The 18876-nt window shown below is 60.8% G+C and carries 19 protein-coding genes; 18 read left to right on the top strand and 1 reads right to left on the bottom strand.

Features of this window, described 5'->3' with window-relative positions; genetic code table 11:
- Window positions 1-446 precede the first annotated feature (446 nt).
- From fliE to AC4LE2_RS13415, 10 genes are all read left to right on the top strand, one after another.
- Window positions 447-782, top strand: a complete 336-nt coding sequence (gene fliE, locus AC4LE2_RS13460; RefSeq protein WP_491826243.1) for a flagellar hook-basal body complex protein FliE — start codon at window positions 447-449, stop codon at window positions 780-782.
- 14 nt (window positions 783-796) lie between these two features.
- The gene (gene fliF, locus AC4LE2_RS13455) at window positions 797-2605 is read left to right on the top strand and encodes a flagellar basal-body MS-ring/collar protein FliF (protein WP_491826242.1); all 1809 of its coding nucleotides are present in this window, start codon (window positions 797-799) and stop codon (window positions 2603-2605) included.
- Window positions 2598-3617, top strand: coding sequence for a flagellar motor switch protein FliG (gene fliG, locus AC4LE2_RS13450; RefSeq protein ID WP_491826241.1), 1020 nt, complete (start codon window positions 2598-2600; stop codon window positions 3615-3617). The genes fliF and fliG overlap by 8 nt, the downstream gene beginning before the upstream one ends.
- Window positions 3618-3710: 93 nt before the next feature.
- The gene (fliH, locus tag AC4LE2_RS13445; protein ID WP_491826240.1) at window positions 3711-4472 is read left to right on the top strand and encodes a flagellar assembly protein FliH; all 762 of its coding nucleotides are present in this window, start codon (window positions 3711-3713) and stop codon (window positions 4470-4472) included.
- On the top strand, window positions 4462-5820 hold the full coding sequence (fliI, locus tag AC4LE2_RS13440) for a flagellar protein export ATPase FliI (RefSeq protein ID WP_491826239.1): 1359 nt from the start codon (window positions 4462-4464) through the stop codon (window positions 5818-5820). The genes fliH and fliI overlap by 11 nt, the downstream gene beginning before the upstream one ends.
- A gap of 6 nt (window positions 5821-5826) precedes the next feature.
- On the top strand, window positions 5827-6276 hold the full coding sequence (fliJ, locus tag AC4LE2_RS13435; RefSeq protein WP_491826238.1) for a flagellar export protein FliJ: 450 nt from the start codon (window positions 5827-5829) through the stop codon (window positions 6274-6276).
- 89 nt (window positions 6277-6365) lie between these two features.
- The gene (locus AC4LE2_RS13430) at window positions 6366-6692 is read left to right on the top strand and encodes an STAS domain-containing protein (RefSeq protein ID WP_491826237.1); all 327 of its coding nucleotides are present in this window, start codon (window positions 6366-6368) and stop codon (window positions 6690-6692) included.
- Window positions 6682-8385, top strand: a complete 1704-nt coding sequence (locus tag AC4LE2_RS13425) for a SpoIIE family protein phosphatase (RefSeq protein ID WP_491828133.1) — start codon at window positions 6682-6684, stop codon at window positions 8383-8385. The genes AC4LE2_RS13430 and AC4LE2_RS13425 overlap by 11 nt, the downstream gene beginning before the upstream one ends.
- A gap of 22 nt (window positions 8386-8407) precedes the next feature.
- Window positions 8408-8740 (top strand): Hpt domain-containing protein, encoded by a 333-nt coding sequence (locus AC4LE2_RS13420; RefSeq protein ID WP_491826236.1) that lies wholly within the window; start codon window positions 8408-8410, stop codon window positions 8738-8740.
- 77 nt (window positions 8741-8817) lie between these two features.
- Window positions 8818-10239, top strand: a complete 1422-nt coding sequence (locus tag AC4LE2_RS13415) for a flagellar hook-length control protein FliK (protein WP_491826235.1) — start codon at window positions 8818-8820, stop codon at window positions 10237-10239.
- A 55-nt stretch (window positions 10240-10294) separates the two neighbouring features.
- On the opposite strand, the gene AC4LE2_RS13410 is transcribed toward AC4LE2_RS13415, so the two are convergent.
- Window positions 10295-13285 (bottom strand): dermonecrotic toxin domain-containing protein, encoded by a 2991-nt coding sequence (locus AC4LE2_RS13410; RefSeq protein ID WP_491826234.1) that lies wholly within the window; start codon window positions 13283-13285, stop codon window positions 10295-10297.
- A gap of 148 nt (window positions 13286-13433) precedes the next feature.
- On the opposite strand from AC4LE2_RS13410, the gene fliL reads away from it, so the two are divergent.
- From fliL to flhB, 8 genes are read left to right on the top strand one after another with little or no spacing between them, the layout of a single operon-like run.
- Window positions 13434-13946, top strand: coding sequence for a flagellar basal body-associated protein FliL (fliL, locus tag AC4LE2_RS13405; protein ID WP_491826233.1), 513 nt, complete (start codon window positions 13434-13436; stop codon window positions 13944-13946).
- A gap of 9 nt (window positions 13947-13955) precedes the next feature.
- Entirely contained in the window at window positions 13956-14924 is a 969-nt protein-coding gene (gene fliM / locus AC4LE2_RS13400; protein ID WP_491826232.1) for a flagellar motor switch protein FliM, read from the top strand.
- A 40-nt stretch (window positions 14925-14964) separates the two neighbouring features.
- Window positions 14965-15429: a flagellar motor switch protein FliN gene (gene fliN, locus AC4LE2_RS13395; protein WP_491826231.1), complete on the top strand. Its 465-nt coding sequence runs from the start codon at window positions 14965-14967 to the stop codon at window positions 15427-15429.
- On the top strand, window positions 15429-15893 hold the full coding sequence (gene fliO, locus AC4LE2_RS13390; RefSeq protein ID WP_491826230.1) for a flagellar biosynthetic protein FliO: 465 nt from the start codon (window positions 15429-15431) through the stop codon (window positions 15891-15893). The genes fliN and fliO overlap by 1 nt, the downstream gene beginning before the upstream one ends.
- Window positions 15893-16645, top strand: coding sequence for a flagellar type III secretion system pore protein FliP (gene fliP, locus AC4LE2_RS13385; protein WP_491826229.1), 753 nt, complete (start codon window positions 15893-15895; stop codon window positions 16643-16645). The genes fliO and fliP overlap by 1 nt, the downstream gene beginning before the upstream one ends.
- Before the next feature lie 15 nt (window positions 16646-16660).
- The gene (fliQ, locus tag AC4LE2_RS13380) at window positions 16661-16930 is read left to right on the top strand and encodes a flagellar biosynthesis protein FliQ (protein WP_491826228.1); all 270 of its coding nucleotides are present in this window, start codon (window positions 16661-16663) and stop codon (window positions 16928-16930) included.
- A 1-nt stretch (window position 16931) separates the two neighbouring features.
- Entirely contained in the window at window positions 16932-17708 is a 777-nt protein-coding gene (gene fliR / locus AC4LE2_RS13375) for a flagellar biosynthetic protein FliR (RefSeq protein WP_491826227.1), read from the top strand.
- Between the two features lie 4 nt (window positions 17709-17712).
- On the top strand, window positions 17713-18870 hold the full coding sequence (gene flhB / locus AC4LE2_RS13370) for a flagellar biosynthesis protein FlhB (protein WP_491826226.1): 1158 nt from the start codon (window positions 17713-17715) through the stop codon (window positions 18868-18870).
- Window positions 18871-18876: the final 6 nt, after the last annotated feature.

The raw sequence follows: 18876 nt of genomic DNA, 5'->3' as shown, positions 1-18876 counted from the left end.
GGAATGCAGGCGCTCTGTTAAACACGCGACGCCTTGGCGTGAGGTGTTCCAGCCCGCTTGATAGCGATACAGCGTGGTGCTATCAAGCGCAACGGCGGAGGTAGTAACGAATGGCTTCACGCCTTGTAGCCCGCTAGCTCCAGCGCTGTGCTCCGGCCTTATTCATCGGCGCCTTCCAGGCGTTACACTTCAATTGTTTGCCCAAGCGCTCTCCACTCTCCAAGCCTCGGTGGCCACCTTGCGGGCCACGCCGCTCGGCGCTTCAGCCTTAATGTTCGAACCTTGAGAGCTATGCTCTTTAAAAGGTAGGGCGCTCGTTCCACAGGGCTATTAGCCCGTTTGCTCGCTTATCTACTTCGGATGTTTGTCGTTGGCATCGCTCTTGCTACCTCTTAGGTAACTGACGGATCTAGCGTCAAAAATTTGCAGGCCCCGGAGAGCAGCCCATGAGCCAAGGTGTTGAATTCAATCGCTTGATGATGGACATGCGTTCCATGCAAATGGAAGCCATGGGCTCATCCAAGACCACCGCCATTTCCCCCGTGAACGCCACTGGCGGCAACAGTTTCGCTGACCTGCTGGGCAACGCCGTAGGCAAGGTCAACGATACGCAGCAAGCCGCCAACCAATTGGCGAATGCGTTCGAGATTGGCAAGAGCGGCGTGGATCTGACGGACGTGATGATTTCCTCCCAGAAAGCGAGCGTGTCTTTCCAGGCACTGACCCAGGTTCGTAACAAGCTGGTTCAAGCCTATCAAGACATTATGCAAATGCCGGTTTGAGGGCAGATTAGGTCATGGCGGATGCAACAACGGACAACGTACCGGCCAAAGTGGGCGCGGTAGGCACTAAGTCCATGCCTGGCATGGCCTTCCTCGAAAACATCTCGAAAATGCCAGCTTTGCGGCAGGTCGGCCTGTTGGTGGGCTTGGCGGCAAGCGTGGCTATTGGCTTTGCTGTGGTGCTGTGGTCGCAGCAGCCGGACTACCGTCCGCTGCTTACCAGCCTTCAGGGCATGGACGCCAAACAGGTGACGGACACCCTGACCGCCTCGGACATTCCCTACACCGTGGAACCCAATTCCGGCGCGTTGTTGGTGAAAGCTGATGACATCGGCCGTGCGCGCCTGAAACTGGCCTCTGCTGGCGTCGTACAGGGTGACGGCAACGTTGGCTATGAGTCCCTGGACAAAGACCAAGGCTTGGGCACCAGTCAGTTCATGGAAGCGGCGCGTTATCGCCGTGGCCTGGAAGGCGAACTGGCGCGTACGATTTCGGCCCTTAATGGCGTCAAGGGCGCCCGTGTTCACCTGGCGATCCCTAAAAGCTCGGTGTTCGTCCGTGACGAGCGCAAGCCTACCGCCTCGGTGCTCGTTGAAATGTACGGCGGCCGTACCCTTGACCCGGGTCAGGTGATGGCCATCGTCAACCTGGTAGCCACCAGCGTGCCGGAAATGGACCGCAATGGTGTGACGGTCGTAGACCAGAAGGGCACCTTGCTCTCTGATTTGGGCGAGAACTCCGAACTCAGCATGGCCGGCAAGCAGTTCGATTACACGCGGCGTATGGAAGGCATGCTGACCCAGCGTGTGCAGAGCATCTTGCAGCCGGTGCTGGGCAGCGACAGGTTCAAGGCCGAGGTCTCCGCGATGGTGGACTTCAGTGCCGTGGAATCCACCTCCGAGCAGTTCAACCCCGATCAGCCAGCCCTGCGCAGTGAGCAGTCGGTGACCGAACAGCGTTCCAGCGGTAGCAGCAATGGCGGTGTTCCGGGCGCTCTGAGCAACCAGCCACCTAGCCCAGCGACTGCACCGCAAAATGCACGGGCAGGGGCCGCAGCAGGCGCACCGGGCGCCATTGCGCCAGGGCAGCCACTGTTGGATGCCAACGGTCAGCAGATCATGGACCCTGCCACCGGCCAGCCCATGCTCGCGCCTTACCCGGCTGACAAGCGTCAGCAATCGACCAAGAATTTTGAGCTGGATCGCTCCATCAGCCATACCCGCCAGCAGCAAGGGCGTTTGACCCGCCTGTCAGTGGCTGTAGTGGTAGACGACCAGGCTAAGCTGAACGCAGCCAATGGCGAAATCACCCATAACGCCTGGGGCGCTGAAGATTTGGCGCGCTTCCAGCGCCTGGTACAGGATGCCGTGGGGTTCGATGCCAGCCGTGGCGACAGCGTGACCGTGATTAACGCACCCTTTAACCCGGATCGCGGCGAAATCATTCCTGAGCCTTCGTTCTACCAGCAGCCTTGGTTCTGGGACTTGGTCAAGCAAGGCCTGGGTGTCGTCTTCATCCTGCTCCTGGTGTTCGGCGTACTACGCCCTGTGCTTAACAACATCACCGGTGGCGGCAAGTCCAAGCAGTTGGCCGTCGATGGTGAAGGCGGGCCGGGCGGCGGAATGGCAGGGCCAGGTGGTTTCAGCGGTATGAGTGGTGAGCTGGCCGATGATCGGGTCAGCCTGGGTGGGCCGCAAAGCATCATGCTGCCTAGCCCAACCGAGGGCTATGACGCCCAGCTAAACGCAATCAAGAACTTGGTGGCCGAAGACCCGGGCCGTGTCGCGCAGGTCGTGAAAGAATGGATCAACGCAGATGAGTAGTAATCAAGTTGTTGTACCCAAGCTGACCAAGGTCGATAAGGCCGCCATTCTTCTACTGTCCCTGGGTGAAACGGACGCAGCACAAGTGTTACGCCACATGGGCCCCAAAGAGGTCCAGCGTGTAGGCGTGGCCATGGCGCAAATGCGCAATGTGCACCGCGAACAGGTCGAAGAGGTCATGACTGAGTTCGTGGCCAGCGTGGGCGACCAGACCAGCCTGGGCGTAGGCTCCGATGGTTACATCCGCAAAATGCTGACCCAGGCGTTGGGCGAAGACAAAGCCAACGGCCTGATCGACCGCATCCTGCTCGGCGGTAACACTAGCGGCCTGGACAGCCTCAAGTGGATGGAGCCCCGTGCAGTCGCTGACGTGATTCGCTACGAGCACCCGCAGATTCAAGCGATCGTGGTGGCGTACCTGGACCCGGACCAGGCCGGCGAAGTGCTGGGCCATTTCGACCACAAGGTACGCTTGGATATCGTGTTGCGTGTCTCGTCGCTTAACACCGTACAGCCGTCGGCCTTGAAAGAACTCAACACGATTCTTGAGAAACAGTTTGCCGGTAACTCCACCACCGCGCGCACGACCTTGGGCGGCATTAAGCGCGCAGCCGATATCATGAACTTCCTCGATAGCTCCCTGGAAGGTCAGCTCATGGATTCGATCCGCGAGATCGATGCCGAGCTGTCTGGCCAGATCGAAGACCTCATGTTTGTCTTCAACAACCTCAAGGACGTGGACGACCGAGGCATTCAGGCGCTGTTGCGCGAAGTGTCTTCCGAAGTATTGGTGGTGGCGCTCAAGGGTGCCGACGATGGCATCAAGGAAAAGATCTTCAAGAACATGTCCAAGCGTGCCTCCGAACTCCTGCGCGACGACTTGGACTCCAAAGGGCCGGTGCGCGTCAGCGATGTGGAAACCGCGCAGAAAGAAATCCTTACTATTGCACGCCGCATGGCCGAGGCCGGTGAAATCGTATTGGGTGGTAAAGGCGGCGAGGAGATGATCTAACGCACTGCGTGGGTGTCCAACGTCAAGCCCATGCCGTGGGGCCCAGTACCTGGGCCCTTTGCGCGCGCCTCTGTGTTTTGCCAGGAATGAGTGATGAGTCAGTCGAGTAAGGAACCCGTCAGCGAGCTGATCCGTGCCAAGGATCTGCAAGGGGTAGATGTATGGCGGCTGCCTAGTTTCGACCCGCAACTGCCGGAGCCTGAGCCCGAACCCGAGCCGCTCACAGACAGTGAGGAAGTGCCCCTCGAAGAGGTGCAGCCGCTCACGCTGGAAGAACTCGAAGCCATCCGCCAGGAGGCTTATAACGAGGGCTTCGCTGCCGGGGAACGCGACGGTTTCCATGCCACCCAACTCAAGGTACGTCAGGAAGCGGACGTAGCCCTGCAAGCCCGGCTTGCTACCCTGGAAACCCTGATGGGCAGTCTGATGGCGCCTATCGCCGAGCAGGACACTCAAATTGAGCGCTCCTTGGTAGAGCTGGTGGGCCACATCACGCGTGAGGTGATTCAGCGTGAGCTGATGATTGAGTCCTCGCAGATCGAGCGCGTGATTCAGGAGGCCCTCAAGCTGCTGCCTATGGGCGCTAATAACATTCGTATCTTTGTCAACCCGCAGGACTTCGAGCAGATCAAGGGCCTGCGTGAGCGTCACGAAGAACACTGGAAAATTCTCGAAGACCCGGCGTTGTTGCCGGGAGGGTGCCGCGTCGAAAGCGAACACAGCCGCATCGATGGCTCGGTAGAAACCCGTATTACCCAGGCGCTGGCGCAGCTGTTCGACCAATTGCACGAACAGGGCATGCACCCCGCTGAAGCCGACCTTCACCTTGACCTGGAGACCAGCGATGCGCGTTGAACGTACCAGTTTCGGGCGGCGGTTGAGCACCTATGCCCCGGCCGTGGACCTGCCCAGACAAGCCGTGGTGGAAGGGCGCCTGCTGCGCATGGTGGGCCTCACCCTCGAAGCCGAAGGGCTGCGCGCCGCCATGGGCACGCGCTGCATGGTCATCAACGATGACTCCTACCAGCCGTCTCAGGTCGAGGCGGAGGTCATGGGGTTTTCAGGCGGCAAGGTGTTCTTGATGCCAGTAGGCAGCGCTGCCGGCATCGCGCCGGGCGCTCGCGTAGTGCCCCTGGCGGACACCGGGCGCCTGCCGATGGGCATGAGTATGCTGGGGCGGGTACTAGACGGTGCGGGGAGGGCGCTCGACGGCAAAGGCCGTATGCGCGCCGAGGACTGGGTGCCCTTGGACGGCCCCACCATCAACCCCCTCAACCGTGACCCGATCAGCCAGCCGCTGGACGTGGGCATTCGCTGCATCAATGGCTTGCTGACCGTAGGCCGAGGCCAGCGCCTTGGCCTGTTCGCCGGTACCGGTGTGGGTAAGAGCGTGCTGCTGGGCATGATGACCCGCTTTACCGAAGCTGAAATCATCGTGGTGGGGCTGATTGGCGAGCGGGGCCGGGAGGTAAAGGAATTCATCGAGCACAGCTTGGGCCCTGAAGGCCTCAAGCGTTCGGTGGTGGTCGCCTCCCCTGCAGACGATGCCCCCTTGATGCGCCTGCGCGCCGCCATGTATTGCACCCGGATTGCCGAGTATTTCCGAGACAAGGGCAAGAATGTTTTGTTGTTGATGGACTCGCTCACCCGCTATGCCCAGGCACAGCGTGAAATTGCACTGGCCATTGGCGAACCCCCTGCTACTAAAGGCTACCCGCCCTCTGTCTTCGCCAAGCTGCCCAAGCTGGTAGAGCGGGCAGGCAATGCCGAGGCGGGCGGTGGCTCTATCACCGCGTTTTATACCGTGCTGTCTGAAGGGGACGACCAGCAAGACCCCATCGCGGACTCCGCCCGAGGCGTACTCGATGGCCACATCGTGTTGTCCCGGCGTTTGGCTGAGGAAGGCCACTATCCAGCAATCGACATCGAAGCGTCCATCAGCCGGGTGATGCCATCGGTGGTCACGCCCCAGCACCTGACCCAGGCGCAGCAGTTCAAACAGTTGTGGTCGCGCTATCAACAAAGCCGCGACCTCATCAGCGTGGGTGCCTATGTCGCCGGCGGTGATCGGGACACCGACCTTGCCATCAGCCTGCACCCGCAACTGGTTCACTTCCTGCGTCAGGGGCTGCATGACAACGAAAACATGAAAGCGAGCATGGAGCGCCTGGCTACGGTGTTCCGCCCGCTGGCGCCGGGGTAACCGACCATGGCCGTTAGCCGCGCGGCGCGCCTGGCGCCAGTTGTCGAGATGGCTGAAAAGGTCGAGCGCACAGCCGTGCAGCGCCTGGGCCATTTTCAAGGCCAGGTACGCCTGGCCGAAGCCAAGCTGCAAGAGCTGGAGCAGTTTCGTATGAGCTATCAGCAGCAGTGGATTACCAACGGCACCAAGGGCGTGTCCGGGCAGTGGCTGATGAACTACCAGCGCTTTCTCAACCAGCTTGAGACGGCCGTAGAGCAACAACGTAAGAGCCTGACCTGGCACCAGAACAACCTGAATAACGCCCGCGATACCTGGCAGAAAGCCTATGCCCGGGTCGAAGGGCTGCGCAAACTCGTGATGCGCTACATGACTGAAGCGCGCACGCTGGAAGATAAGCGGGAGCAGCGCTTGCTGGATGAACTTTCTCAGCGGTTGCCACGGTCTGATCCGTATTGAAAGCCAAATTTCAGCACGACAGTCGCCGTGTCATTAGCAGCCGTTGAATCCTCATTTGTAAATGCCCCCGCACAGGGAAGGATTGATGTATGGACGTAGTTACCGCAGCGTTGTCCGAGTCCGGAAAGGAGCTGGTGATCCACATCAACGGCCGGTTCGATTTCGGTTGTCACCAAGCGTTCAGAGACGCTTATGAGCGACCCCCGCGGCCAGAGCGGTTCGTGATAGACCTCAGCAAAACCACCTACCTGGACAGCTCTGCCTTGGGCATGTTGTTACTGTTGCGCGACCACGCCGGCGGCGATAAAGCCCAGATAGAGCTGGTGAACGCCAGTTCGGATGTGATCAAGATCCTTAATATCTCGAATTTCACTCAATTGTTCACCCTGGGTACCAGACAGCATGATGCTACCTGATAGCCCCTCGGTATCGGTGCTGATCGCCGATGACAACATGACCGACCGCATGCTGCTGGCCAGCATCGTGCGGCGTCAGGGGCATCACGTTCTACAAGCCGGTAATGGTGAAGAGGCGGTACGGGTGTTCGAGCAAATGCGCCCGCAAATCGTCCTGCTCGACGTGATGATGCCAGTGATGGACGGCTTTGAAACCGCACGGCGCATCAAGGCCCTTGCAGGTGAAGCCCTGGTGCCGGTGATTTTCCTTACCTCCATGTCTGAAGACGACGCCCTGGTGCGTTGCCTGGAAGCGGGCGGCGACGACTTTTTGCCCAAGCCGTACAACCAGATCATCCTGGCGGCCAAGATTCACGCCATGGAACGTATGCGCAGGCTTCAAGCGACCGTGCTCAAGCAGCGCGATGAGCTTGCGCGTCACCATGGCCACTTGCTGAACGAGCAACGGGTGGCCAAGGCGGTATTCGATCAGGTTGCCCACTCGGGGTGCCTGGGCGCGGCCAATATCAGGTACCTGCAATCACCCTATGCGCTGTTCAATGGCGACCTGTTGCTGGCCGCGGCCAGCCCGGGTGGTGACCTGCACCTGCTGCTGGGGGACTTCACCGGCCACGGCCTGCCTGCTGCCGTGGGCGCCATGCCCCTGGCGGACGTGTTTTACGGCATGACCTCCAAAGGCTATGGCCTGGCAGAAACGCTGCGCGAGATGAACGCCAAGCTTAAACGCATCCTGCCGCCGGATATGTTCTGTTGTGCCACGCTCATTAACGTGAGTGTGAACCGGCGCGTGCTTGAAGTCTGGAACGGCGGCATGCCGGATGGGTACCTGCTGCGGCAAAACGGTGAGCGCGTGGCGCTGCCGTCCAAAGCGCTGCCTTTGGGCATTTTGTCGCCCGAACGCTTCGACCCCGTGACCCAGGTGTATTCGGCGCAGGAGGGCGACCGGGTGTTCCTGCTCTCCGATGGCGTGATTGAAACCGCCAACCACATGGACACTTTGTTTGGCGTCGAGCGCCTGGAGGCAGTGCTGGACCGCAACACTGACCGTGGCCGCCTGTTCGAGGATATCCGTGAGGCGCTGCAGGGGTTTCATGGTGAAAGCCGTGACGACGTCAGTATGGTTCAGGTGCAGGTAGTGGATTCTGCCAGCATGCCGCCGGTGGCGCTGACCTCCGAACGCGGGCAGCCGACACCGCGTGACTGGTCAGTCTCGTTCGAGTTTCGTGCCGAAACCCTCAAACACTACAATCCGCTGCCGTTTCTGCTGCAACTGCTGCAGGAAGTGCAAGGATTGCGCGCCCAGAGCGGCGCACTCTACACCGTGCTTACCGAGCTGTACTCCAATGCATTGGAGCACGGTGTATTGGGCCTGGACTCCACCCTCAAGCGGGATGCCCAAGGCTTTGCACAGTACTATCAGTTACGCGAAGCGCGGCTGCGTCAGCTTGAAACAGGCTATGTGCGGGTGGGCTTGATCGTAGAGCCCGAAGGCGAAAGCGGTGGCTGCTTGATCATCACCATAGAGGACAGCGGCATGGGCTTCGATGTGAATACCACTCTGCAACAGATCGGCGAGGCCCAAGGGTATTCAGGGCGCGGGGTCAAACTGGTCAACGCATTGAGCCGCAAGGCCGTATGGGCTGAAGATGGGCGAAGCGCCCGCGTAGAATTTGCCTGGGAGGCCCAGGCCTGATTGATTGCTCATGGAGGAGCCTATGACGATCACGTATCTGGACCCAACCGTACTCGCCTCGCTACGTGACATCATGGGCGACGATTACCGCTTGCTGGTGGAGACCTACCTAAAGGATTCCACCCAGCGCGTCGCTCAGCTGCAGCAGGGCGCCGCACCTCATACCTTGCGTGAAACCGCACATAGCCTTAAAGGCAGTAGCAGTAACATGGGCGCCACCCAGTTGGCGAGCTGGTGCGCTCAGCTGGAGCACCTGCCCCTCGATGCACCCCCCGAACAGGTACAGGCACTGGTGAGGGCTCTCACTGAAGCGTTCTCACAGGTTGCGCAGGTGTTCTCCACGCACCTGCAATAACCTGCGTTTGTTCAAGCTGGCCCACCTTTTGCTTTAGCCCCTGTAACTATCATTCACCAGCTTGCGGGGTTGCTGTCATGGCTGTCGCTCCAAACCCACTCTTGACGCTTGGAAGCTTGGCCGGAACCACCGGCAAGTCAGCGGTCACGGCTGTCAATTCGCCGTCCAAACTCACTGATCACCTGAAGGGCGGGCCCTCCAGCTTTGCCAAGGTCTATGCGCAGGAGCATAAGGCCCTGCCTATGAAGGCCCCGCTCAAGGCAGCCCCACCACCTGTTGAGCACGCCGCAGTGAGCGACAAAAAGCCAGCGGTCTCGGTGCAGGAAAAAGACGATAAACCGGCGGTCAATGGCAAAGACGCCCACAACACGGTGGGCAGGGCGGACCGTTCAGGCCAGCCAGACAAGGCGGATACGGCTGATGCGACCGACGGCAAAGACGACGTAAACGCCCAGGACGACGCCGGCGACCCCAAGGTGATAGCCGAAAAAGCCGACGACGTTGCCCCTGGTGACGACGCAGCAGATCCCAGCTTGGCGCTAACCACACCGCTTAACGACCCTACGGCAACCACTCAGCCCGCTGCACCCGTGGCGACTGACCCGGCACAGCTGCCTCAGCCAGTGGTCGACCCTGCTCAATTGCAGGCTGCCGTGCAGAGCCCAATGAGTTCGGCTAACGATGCGTTCGACCCTGCGGCCGACCCGTTGGCGGATTTGCCCATGGTGCGTATGGCGCTGGAGCAAAGCGCGAAAGACCAAGGCACGACCTCTGTGCATGCGCAGGCAGCACCCACCACTGACCCGGCAGCCGAACCTACGGCAGGCGCTGTGTTTGCCGAGAGCCTGGGGGCGATGCAGGCCCAGGATAAAGTCGAGGGTGCGCTTGACGAAGACACCGATGGGCTGGCTGCGCTCGGCGAACTTGATGGCAGTAAGGGTGGTAACGCCGATGGCCGAATCGATGACGTGACCAGCCGGCTCAGCCAGCTCAATCAGGCCGTTGGCGCCAAGGTCGCCAGTACCACGGCGCCCATAACCCAGCCGATGAACATGCAGCAGACCGGTTGGAGTGAAGCGCTGGTGAACCGGGTGATGTACCTGTCGAGCCAGAACCTGAAATCTGCTGACATCCAGTTGCACCCGCTGGAGTTGGGGCGCCTGGATATTCGGGTAGACGTAAGCCCGGACCAGCAGACGCAGATTACCTTCCACAGTGCCCACCTGGGGGTACGTGACGCCTTGGAAGGCCAGCAGAGTCGCCTGCGTGAAATGCTCTCCGAACAGGGCATGAACAATGTCAACGTGAACGTTTCGGACCAGTCACGCCAGCAACAGCAGCAACAACAGCAAGCCCAGGCCAACGGCCAGGCGAGCCAGGGCCGTAGCGGTGACACGGGTCGAGGTGTGCACGGCTCAGGCGATGCTGAAGCCTCTGCAGTGGCTGAAGCCGCCACCCAGCAGGTAATTGGCGACAGCATGGTGGATTACTATGCCTGATACCGGGCAACTGGCCCCTACCTGCCGGCGGGCTACCGTAGGTAGGGGCCAGGTGTCAGCGGGTGTGTAACCAGCTTGAGGTCGAGCCGATGCGTATCCGCCAGGCCAGCGGTGAGTAGTGAAGGGTCTGGGCGCGGATCTGCTGGTGTAATGCCGCCAAGTGCCGCGCCGGCACGTACAGCTCCACAACGATCCGGCACAAGGCGCGGAATTGCCTTACCTCCGGCTGGCGCGCCATCAGGACATCATTGAAGACGCCTGGGCCAGTCACTTGGTTGATCCGGCGTGCGTACGCGGTGACCCGTTCATAGGGATCAGCGCCCTCGAAAGGGCGTTGGTAGTAAAGGTCCCGGTTGGCCAAAAAACGCGCGTAGCTTTCCTCCGAAATGGCTTCAAGCAGCGGATTGCCCGGCAGGCTCGCGAAATTGCTGGTGTTGAAGCCGCAGTGCAGGCCCAGGCGCGGTTCGCTGACCAAGCCATTGAGCAACAACCGCCCTGGAGCGACCGTCCAGGCGTGGTCGGCAAAGCCGCTTTGCCCTGGAGTGCCTGCATAGATCACGTCATCCACATCCATGTACAGGCCTCCGTAGTGATTCAGGAGGCGGTAGCGCAGCACATCGGTCGCGCTGGCGTAATTGATGCCGCTGCCTTCAGTGGCAGCCACGAACTGCTCATGGTAAGGGCTGCGTGCGAAGGCTTCGAAGAACGCAGTTTGCTTCAATTCATGAAGGTGAAGGTTGCTCGGCGCCGAGGCAAGATCAGCCAGCGTGAGGGCGTGTTCCAGTGGGTCATCGATTGCCAGGTACAGGTGGTACGCGAACGGGCGCTCGCCAAGGCCGGCTTGGGCCGCGTTACGCAGCAGGTTGTCCACCAACGTGCCAGGCATCCTGCGCCCAAGCCATACACTGTGTATGAGCCGGGGCAAAGGGCAGTCATCGAGGGCAGCCAGCGGCGGGATGCGCCAGGGGTAGCTGGCAGGTATACCCAACTCCTCGGTGGCCGCTTCGATGGTCGGCGCCAAGGCCTCCGGTGCATTGGCTGCATCAAACGGCTCGAACGCGCCTCGCGCATCGTTGTAGCGAAACGCCGTCCCGCGCACGGTGCGCCAGCTTTCGCTAAAGGGGTCGAAGCGTACTAGCCGTAGGCTGTCCTCGGCTTCGATAAGGTAACCAGGGGCAATGATATTGCTCAGCGACTGGCGCTGCACGCCGCGCAAGACATTCAACACCGGGCGGCGCCAGGGTTGGCGTGCCAGGGGTGACAGCAGGCGCAGCCGCGCCGGGCTAAGGTCTGTCGCGGCCACGTGGGCTTCATGCTCCAGCCAGGCGCCGTCGGCCAGTTGCTCAAGCTCCACCCCTGTCAGCTCGCGGTCCTCCTGGCCTAGCAACGCTAATGTGTTAGCCCGATTCAGACGCAGGTTCATTCGCAGCGAAGCCACCCGCAGGCCACGGGCCTGCATTCGACACAAATGGAACGGGCCGTCGAAGTTCGCCTTGGCATAGGCCAGCGCCCCTTCGGCATTGCCAAAAGCGCGTAATACGGGCCCTTCAAGCATGGCAGGCAGGCGGGTGAAACGCGTAGTCAGGGGCAGAGAGGTTGTGAGCAACCGGGTAGGGGGCAGCCCTCGCTCAGCCTCGAACACAACGAACAACAGGTCGGTATCGGTGTGCTCGACCATGCCGCGCGCGTTCAGCGGCCAGGGCGAGACGGGCGAGGCAGGTAACGTCGTCGGCTGGGTGGGGGCGGTGAGCTCGTCGTCGCTCATGTCCCATGGCCAGTCGACGAGGCTGCCCGTGGCGAGCAGTGGCAAGGTGAACAGCGCGGTAAGCCCTTCCCCTACGGCCGCCCATAAGGCCTGGTTACGCTCGGCCACTGAGGCGTACGTGAAAGCTTTTTCCAGATCGAGCCCACAGGCTGCGCCTGCGCTCAGCACAGTGACCAAGGCCACAGGCCAGCCCATGGGGGCCAAGTTGGCTGCCAGCCCTGACAGGGTAGACAAAAACGCAATGGCAGCCTCTTTGCGTAGCTGGCTGTTGGAGGTGAGCGCTTCATGTGCATGGTGCTCCATTTCAGCCTGCGCACGATGCGCGAGCCAGGCGAAGGGGTCACCCTCACCAGAAATTGTCTCGGCGCCCAGCCAGCCTGCAGGCAACCTGCCAGAGGCCAGCCGCTCCAGTACCTCATGGGCCTGACGGTTGCCGGTGTGGAAGTGATTGTGCAGGCGCGCCATGCCCTGGGGCGTCCCGGCTGTGGCAACCAACCATGCCGCCAAGTCGGCCTCGTGGTCAAAGCGATGGAAACTTGGCGTGGCCCCTGGCTCGTACAGGTAGTGGGTGCCGCTTTGGGTAAAGATGCGCAGCATATGGCGAGCGCTATGCCCGGCAATGCTCACACCCGTGACCCGTATGCCGCCGCGTGGCGATTGAGGGTGGCTCAGGGCCGAGAGGCACCACGTATCGTCGACGGCCGGCGCCAACGCTTGACGCAGGGTGATCATATCGGGCGCGCTTAGCTCACCGTCCTCACGTGCCTGGCCTAGGCTGATCAGGGCGCTGGCTCGGCTCAAGGCGATGTAGTCGGACGCGCGGGTGCGCCAGAAATCTCGCAGCTGGGCGCCGTAATGATCGGCAAAGTCGGTGTGCCAGAAATCCGCGCTGAGTTGGCTAGGCAATAGCCTGACCTCGTGGGTTTCATCGTACTGGCCCTCGTCCGCGCCTTTGGTGTAGAGGCCGCTCACCATGTCCAGCGTGTCCAGGCTGTCTTGAACGGTCGATGAGAAACGATGCATTACCAAAGCGGGCAGGCTGAGGCTTTCCACCGGCGGGCCACTGTGGGCCCAGCCGCTGAAGGCAGTAGGGCTGGACTGCGCATGGTCGAATCGATGCCAGTACACCTGGCGTACGTCCAGCGTGGACAGGGCGTGTGAGCGCAGCAGCCGCTCGGCTTCGCGTTCGGCCGCCTGGGTCAGGTCGGGGTAGTCATCGAGCCAGCGGTGGGCCAGGTCCAGCAGTTCCGCCATCTGGCGGGTGTGTGCGTTGATGGTCATCAGGGCGTCCTCGGGGCAAAGCGCCGAGCCTAGGAGCCTGTTGTCTGACGGGGGTGGTGCATATGGCGAGCCTGGCAGAAACCTGGCACAACACTTGCTCGGCCTGACTCCACGTACAAGTAACCCCTTATTGCGACGGATTATTGGCATGGCGAAGAAAGACGAAGACGCAGGCGCGGCCCCCGAGAAGAAAAAGGGCAAGCTCAAGTTCATCCTGATTATCGTCGTGGCGCTGTTGCTGGCGGTCGGTGCTTCGGTGGGTGGAACCTGGTACTTCATGAACAAGTCCCAGGCTAATAAGGAGGAACACGCCCCTGAGGCCGCAGCGGCGAATGCCAAGCCGGTTGCGATCTACGAGGCGCTGACGCCAGCTTTCGTGGTAAACCTCAATCAGAACGGCAGGCAGCGTTACCTTCAGGTCAGCATTACGCTGCTCACCCATGACCAGGCCGGTCTCGATGCGCTCAAGGCGCATCTGCCGGTGATTCGAAATAACCTGGTGCTGTTGCTGTCGGGGCAGGATTTCACTACGTTGGCCAGCACTGTCGGCATTGAGATGTTGCGCCAAAAGGCCACGGCCAGCGTGCAGGAAGTGGCGCAGAAAGAGGTTGGCAAACTCGTCGTGGATCAACTGCTGTTCACCAATTTCGTATTGCAATAGGAACCCCTCATGGCCATGCAGGACCTGTTGTCACAGGACGAGATCGACGCGCTGCTACATGGCGTGGACGATGGGCTGGTGCAGACCGAGACCTTGGTCGAGCCTGGCAGTGTCAAGAACTACGACCTTACCAGCCAGGACCGGATTGTCCGCGGGCGCATGCCCACCCTGGAGATGATTAACGAGCGCTTTGCCCGCTACACCCGTGTGAGTATGTTCAACCTGCTGCGCCGCTCGGCCGATGTGGCGGTGGGCGGGGTGCAGGTGATGAAGTTCGGCGAGTACATTCATTCTTTGTACGTGCCCACGAGCCTCAACCTGGTGAAAGTGAAGCCACTGCGTGGCACCGCCTTGTTCATTCTGGACGCCAGGTTGGTGTTCAAACTGGTGGACAACTTCTTCGGGGGGGACGGCCGTCACGCCAAGATTGAAGGCCGGGAATTCACCCCTACCGAGTTGCGCGTGGTGCGCATGGTGTTGGATCAGGCATTCGTAGACCTCAAGGAAGCCTGGCAGGCGGTCATGGAGGTTACCTTCGAATTCATCCAGTCGGAGGTCAACCCGGCCATGGCCAACATTGTTGGCCCCAGTGAAGCAGTGGTGGTGTCTACCTTCCATGTAGAAATGGACGGCGGCGGCGGCGACTTCCACGTGGCCATGCCGTATTCGATGGTCGAGCCGATACGCGAGATGCTCGACGCAGGTTTCCAGTCCGACCTGGACGACCAAGATGAACGCTGGATCAAGGCCCTTCGCGAGGACGTGCTGGACGTGTCGGTGCCGCTGAGCGCCACTGTGGTCCGCCGCCAGCTCAAATTGCGTGACATCCTGCACATGCAGCCAGGGGACGTGATCCCCGTAGACCTGCCCGAAGAACTCGTCATGCGCGCCAACGGCGTGCCCTCGTTCAAGGCCCGTCTCGGGTCGCACAAGGGCACCTTGTCGCTGCAGATCACTACCCCGATAGAGCGCCGCTGACCGCCGCGCCTGTCACTAGATTGCTTACCGAGGGAACCTAATGGCTGACGATAAAAACACCCCTGTCGATGACCAGGCCCTGGCCGATGAGTGGGCGGCTGCGCTCACGGAGTCTGGCGACGGAGGCCAGAGTGATATCGACGCTTTGCTGCAGGCTGATACCCAGGCCCGCCCGGCCGGCACACGCTTACCCATGGAGGAGTTCGGCTCCTCGCCAAAACCGTCAGACACCCATGGCCTGGAAGGCCCCAACCTGGATGTGATTCTGGACATCCCGGTCACCATTTCCATGGAAGTGGGCAGCACCGAGATCAACATCCGTAACCTGCTTCAGCTCAACCAGGGCTCTGTGATCGAACTGGACCGCCTGGCCGGTGAGCCGCTGGACGTACTGGTCAACGGCACCTTGGTAGCCCATGGCGAAGTGGTGGTGGTGAACGAAAAGTTCGGTATCCGCCTGACTGACGTCATCAGCCCCGCCGAACGCATCAAGAAGCTGCGCTGATGAAGGCGCTATTGGCAAGCCTCGCGGCCCTGCCCCTATGGGCGCTGGCAGCCGACCCTGCTACCGCGCCAGTACCCGCACCCGCGGCCACCGTCGCCGCACCCGGCCCTGTGGCCGGCACCGGCATGGCAGGGCAGTTGGGCCAGACCGCCTTGGGGCTGCTGGCAGTGGTGGCGATCATCCTGGCGCTGGCCTGGCTGCTGCGCCGGGTGCAGCAGAACAGCCCCCGGAGCGGGCAGGTCATCGAATTGCTCGGGTCGCGTTCACTGGGCCCAAGGGACCGGTTGGTATTGGTGCAGGTAGGCCAGGAGCAGATCCTGTTGGGGTTGTCGCCGGGCCGTATCACGCCGCTGCATGTGCTTGAGCACCCCGTCGAGCCACTTCGTGCAGGGGACCCCGTCGCACCCGAATTCGCCCAGCGGCTCATGGAACTGCTTGGCAAGGACCATAAGGATAAGAAGTGATGCGCACCACGCGCGGGTTGATGTTGCTGGGGGGGCTGTTACTGGCCCCTTCGGTATTGGCCGCTGACCCTCTGTCGCTGCCAGCTATTACCCTGACCACCGGCGCCAACGGCCAGCAGGAGTATTCGGTCAGCTTGCAGATCCTGGCGATCATGACCGCGCTGAGCTTTATCCCCGCGGTGGTGATGCTGATGACCAGTTTCACCCGGATCATCATCGTGTTCTCGATCCTGCGTCAGGCATTGGGGCTGCAACAGACGCCGTCCAACCAATTGCTCACCGGCATGGCGCTGTTCTTGACCATGTTCATCATGGCCCCCGTGTTCGACCGCGTGAACAACGATGCGTTGCAACCCTACCTGGCGGAACGAATGACCGCCCAGGAAGCCTTGGCCAAGGCAGAAGTGCCGGTGCGTGACTTTATGCTGGCGCAAACCCGCCAGAGTGACCTTGACCTGTTCATGCGGCTATCCCGGCGCACGGATATCCCGAGCGCTGACCAGGCCCCGTTGACGATCATCGTGCCGGCGTTTGTCACATCTGAACTCAAAACCGCATTCCAGATCGGATTCATGATTTTTATTCCCTTCCTGATCATCGACCTGGTGGTGGCCAGCGTGCTTATGGCCATGGGCATGATGATGCTGTCACCCCTGATCATTTCGCTGCCGTTCAAGATCATGCTGTTCGTGCTGGTAGACGGCTGGGCTTTGATTATCGGTACCCTGGCCGGCAGCTTCGGCGGCGTTTGATCCAAGGAGCCTGGGATGACCCCGGAAATCGCAACAGACCTGTTTCGTGAAGCGCTGTGGCTGACCACCATCATGGTAGCCATTCTGGTTTTGCCCAGCCTGTTGGTCGGCCTGGTGATCGCCATGTTCCAGGCGGCCACCCAGATCAACGAACAAACCCTGAGCTTCCTGCCACGGATGCTGGTGATGTTGGTGACGCTGATCGTGCTCGGGCCGTGGATCGTTCGTGAGTTCATGGACTACATCACCACCCTGTACGGCAGCATCCCTGGGTTGATCGGCTAGCATGCTCGCCCTTACCGACGGCCAGATAGGCACCTGGGTTGCGACCTTTATCCTTCCGCTGTTTCGGGTTGCCGGTGTCTTGATGACCATGCCGCTGTTTGGCAGCACCATGGTCTCCACTCGCATTCGCTTGTACTTTGCAGTCGCCATCACGGTAGTGATCGTGCCTGGCCTTCCAGCGATGCCGGAGGTGCACGCGCTGGACATCAGCGCCTTGCTGTTGGTGGGCGAGCAAATCATCGTCGGGTCCATGATGGGGCTATCGATGCACCTGCTGTTCCAGGCGTTCGTAATTGCCGGCCAGATCGTGGCCATCCAGATGGGGATGGCCTTTGCCTCCATGGTCGACCCTACCAATGGCGTGAACGTGGCGGTGGTCAGCCAGTTCTTCAACATGCTGGTCACCTTGTTGTTCCTGACCATGAACGGCCACCTGGTGGTCTTCGAGGTGCTGACCGACAGTTTCACCACGTTGCCCGTAGGGCACGCGTTGGTCACCGGGCAGTTCTGGGCGTTGGTCACCCGGGTAGGCTGGGTGATGGGGGCCTCACTGCTGTTGGTATTGCCCGCTGTCACCGCATTGCTGGTGGTGAACATTGCCTTGGGCATCATGACCCGTGCAGCGCCTCAGCTGAATATCTTCTCCGTGGGCATGCCGATGACCCTGGTGCTGGGCATGGTAATTCTGTGGATCAACATGGCGGACATTCTCAACCAGTACCAGCCGTTGGCAACTGAAGCCTTGCGCTGGCTGCGTGTACTGACAGAGGCGAGGTGAGGCCATGGCCGAAAGCGAGAGCGGTGCGGACAAAACAGAAGACCCCACAGACAAACGCAAGAAAGACTCCCGGGAAAAGGGTGAAATCACCCGCTCCAAAGAGCTCAACACCTTTGTGGTGATGCTGGCGGGCACTGGCGCTGTACTAGCGTTCGGCGGCGCGCTGGCCGAAGGCTTGATGGCCATCATGAAGTACAACTTCACCCTGCGCCGTGAAGTATTGACCGATACCAACCAGATGGCCCTGTTCCTGTTCAGCTCGGGGAAGATGGCCCTGCAAGGGTTGCAGCCGATCCTCATTACCCTGGTGCTGGCGGCCATTATCGGCCCCATCTGCCTGGGCGGCTGGCTGTTTGCCGCAGGCTCCATGGCCCCCAAGTTCAGCCGCATGAACCCTGCCAGCGGGCTCAAGCGCATGTTCTCCAAGAACGCACTGAGCGAGCTGCTTAAAGCCCTAGGGAAGTTTGCAATCACCATGGCGGTGGCGGTGTGGGTGCTCAAGCGTGACCAGCCCGAGCTGTTAGCCATCGCCCACGAGCCCATGGAGCGCGCCATTGTCCATGCTATTCAATTGGTGGGCTGGAGCGCGCTCTACATGGCCATGGGGCTGCTTATTATCGCGGCTATTGACGTGCCCTTGCAGCTGTACCAGGGCAAGGAAAAGCTCAAGATGACCAAGCAGGAGGTGCGTGACGAGCACAAAGACTCTGAAGGCCGCCCTGAAGTGAAAGGGCGTATCCGCCAGTTGCAGCGCGAGATGTCCCAGCGGCGGATGATTGCCAATATTCCGCAAGCGGACGTGATCATCACCAACCCCACTCACTTTGCCGTGGCCCTTAAGTACGATGCCGATACCGGCGGCGCGCCTATGCTGGTGGCCAAAGGGGTGGACATGATGGCGCTCAAGATCCGCGAAATCGCCGTGGCCCATGAGGTTCAGATCATGGAATCGCCCGCCCTGGCCCGCTCGATCTACTACTCTACGGAGCTGGACCAGCAAATTCCCGCTGGCCTGTACCTCGCCGTCGCTCAGGTGCTGGCCTATGTGTATCAGATCCGCCAGTACCGGCCGAGCCAGGGCCGACGGCCTGAGCCTCCCAAAGACATGCCCATCCCCGACGACCTCAAGCGCAACGAAAGCGGCGAACCGCCCAAGGCCTGATGCTAC

The organism is Pseudomonas sp. 9.3L (assembly GCF_058536285.1).
This window is presented reverse-complemented; position numbering and strand designations above follow the sequence as displayed.

What these genes read in the sequence shown, in the direction of transcription:
- fliE (WP_491826243.1), top strand. Translation starts at nt 447, where the DNA reads ATGAGCCAAGGTGTTGAATTCAATCGCTTGATGATGGACATGCGTTCC.
- fliF (WP_491826242.1), top strand. Translation starts at nt 797, where the DNA reads ATGGCGGATGCAACAACGGACAACGTACCGGCCAAAGTGGGCGCGGTA.
- fliG (WP_491826241.1), top strand. Translation starts at nt 2,598, where the DNA reads ATGAGTAGTAATCAAGTTGTTGTACCCAAGCTGACCAAGGTCGATAAG.
- fliH (WP_491826240.1), top strand. Translation starts at nt 3,711, where the DNA reads ATGAGTCAGTCGAGTAAGGAACCCGTCAGCGAGCTGATCCGTGCCAAG.
- fliI (WP_491826239.1), top strand. Translation starts at nt 4,462, where the DNA reads ATGCGCGTTGAACGTACCAGTTTCGGGCGGCGGTTGAGCACCTATGCC.
- fliJ (WP_491826238.1), top strand. Translation starts at nt 5,827, where the DNA reads ATGGCCGTTAGCCGCGCGGCGCGCCTGGCGCCAGTTGTCGAGATGGCT.
- AC4LE2_RS13430 (WP_491826237.1), top strand. Translation starts at nt 6,366, where the DNA reads ATGGACGTAGTTACCGCAGCGTTGTCCGAGTCCGGAAAGGAGCTGGTG.
- AC4LE2_RS13425 (WP_491828133.1), top strand. Translation starts at nt 6,682, where the DNA reads ATGCTACCTGATAGCCCCTCGGTATCGGTGCTGATCGCCGATGACAAC.
- AC4LE2_RS13420 (WP_491826236.1), top strand. Translation starts at nt 8,408, where the DNA reads ATGACGATCACGTATCTGGACCCAACCGTACTCGCCTCGCTACGTGAC.
- AC4LE2_RS13415 (WP_491826235.1), top strand. Translation starts at nt 8,818, where the DNA reads ATGGCTGTCGCTCCAAACCCACTCTTGACGCTTGGAAGCTTGGCCGGA.
- AC4LE2_RS13410 (WP_491826234.1), bottom strand. Translation starts at nt 13,285, where the DNA reads ATGACCATCAACGCACACACCCGCCAGATGGCGGAACTGCTGGACCTG.
- fliL (WP_491826233.1), top strand. Translation starts at nt 13,434, where the DNA reads ATGGCGAAGAAAGACGAAGACGCAGGCGCGGCCCCCGAGAAGAAAAAG.
- fliM (WP_491826232.1), top strand. Translation starts at nt 13,956, where the DNA reads ATGGCCATGCAGGACCTGTTGTCACAGGACGAGATCGACGCGCTGCTA.
- fliN (WP_491826231.1), top strand. Translation starts at nt 14,965, where the DNA reads ATGGCTGACGATAAAAACACCCCTGTCGATGACCAGGCCCTGGCCGAT.
- fliO (WP_491826230.1), top strand. Translation starts at nt 15,429, where the DNA reads ATGAAGGCGCTATTGGCAAGCCTCGCGGCCCTGCCCCTATGGGCGCTG.
- fliP (WP_491826229.1), top strand. Translation starts at nt 15,893, where the DNA reads ATGCGCACCACGCGCGGGTTGATGTTGCTGGGGGGGCTGTTACTGGCC.
- fliQ (WP_491826228.1), top strand. Translation starts at nt 16,661, where the DNA reads ATGACCCCGGAAATCGCAACAGACCTGTTTCGTGAAGCGCTGTGGCTG.
- fliR (WP_491826227.1), top strand. Translation starts at nt 16,932, where the DNA reads ATGCTCGCCCTTACCGACGGCCAGATAGGCACCTGGGTTGCGACCTTT.
- flhB (WP_491826226.1), top strand. Translation starts at nt 17,713, where the DNA reads ATGGCCGAAAGCGAGAGCGGTGCGGACAAAACAGAAGACCCCACAGAC.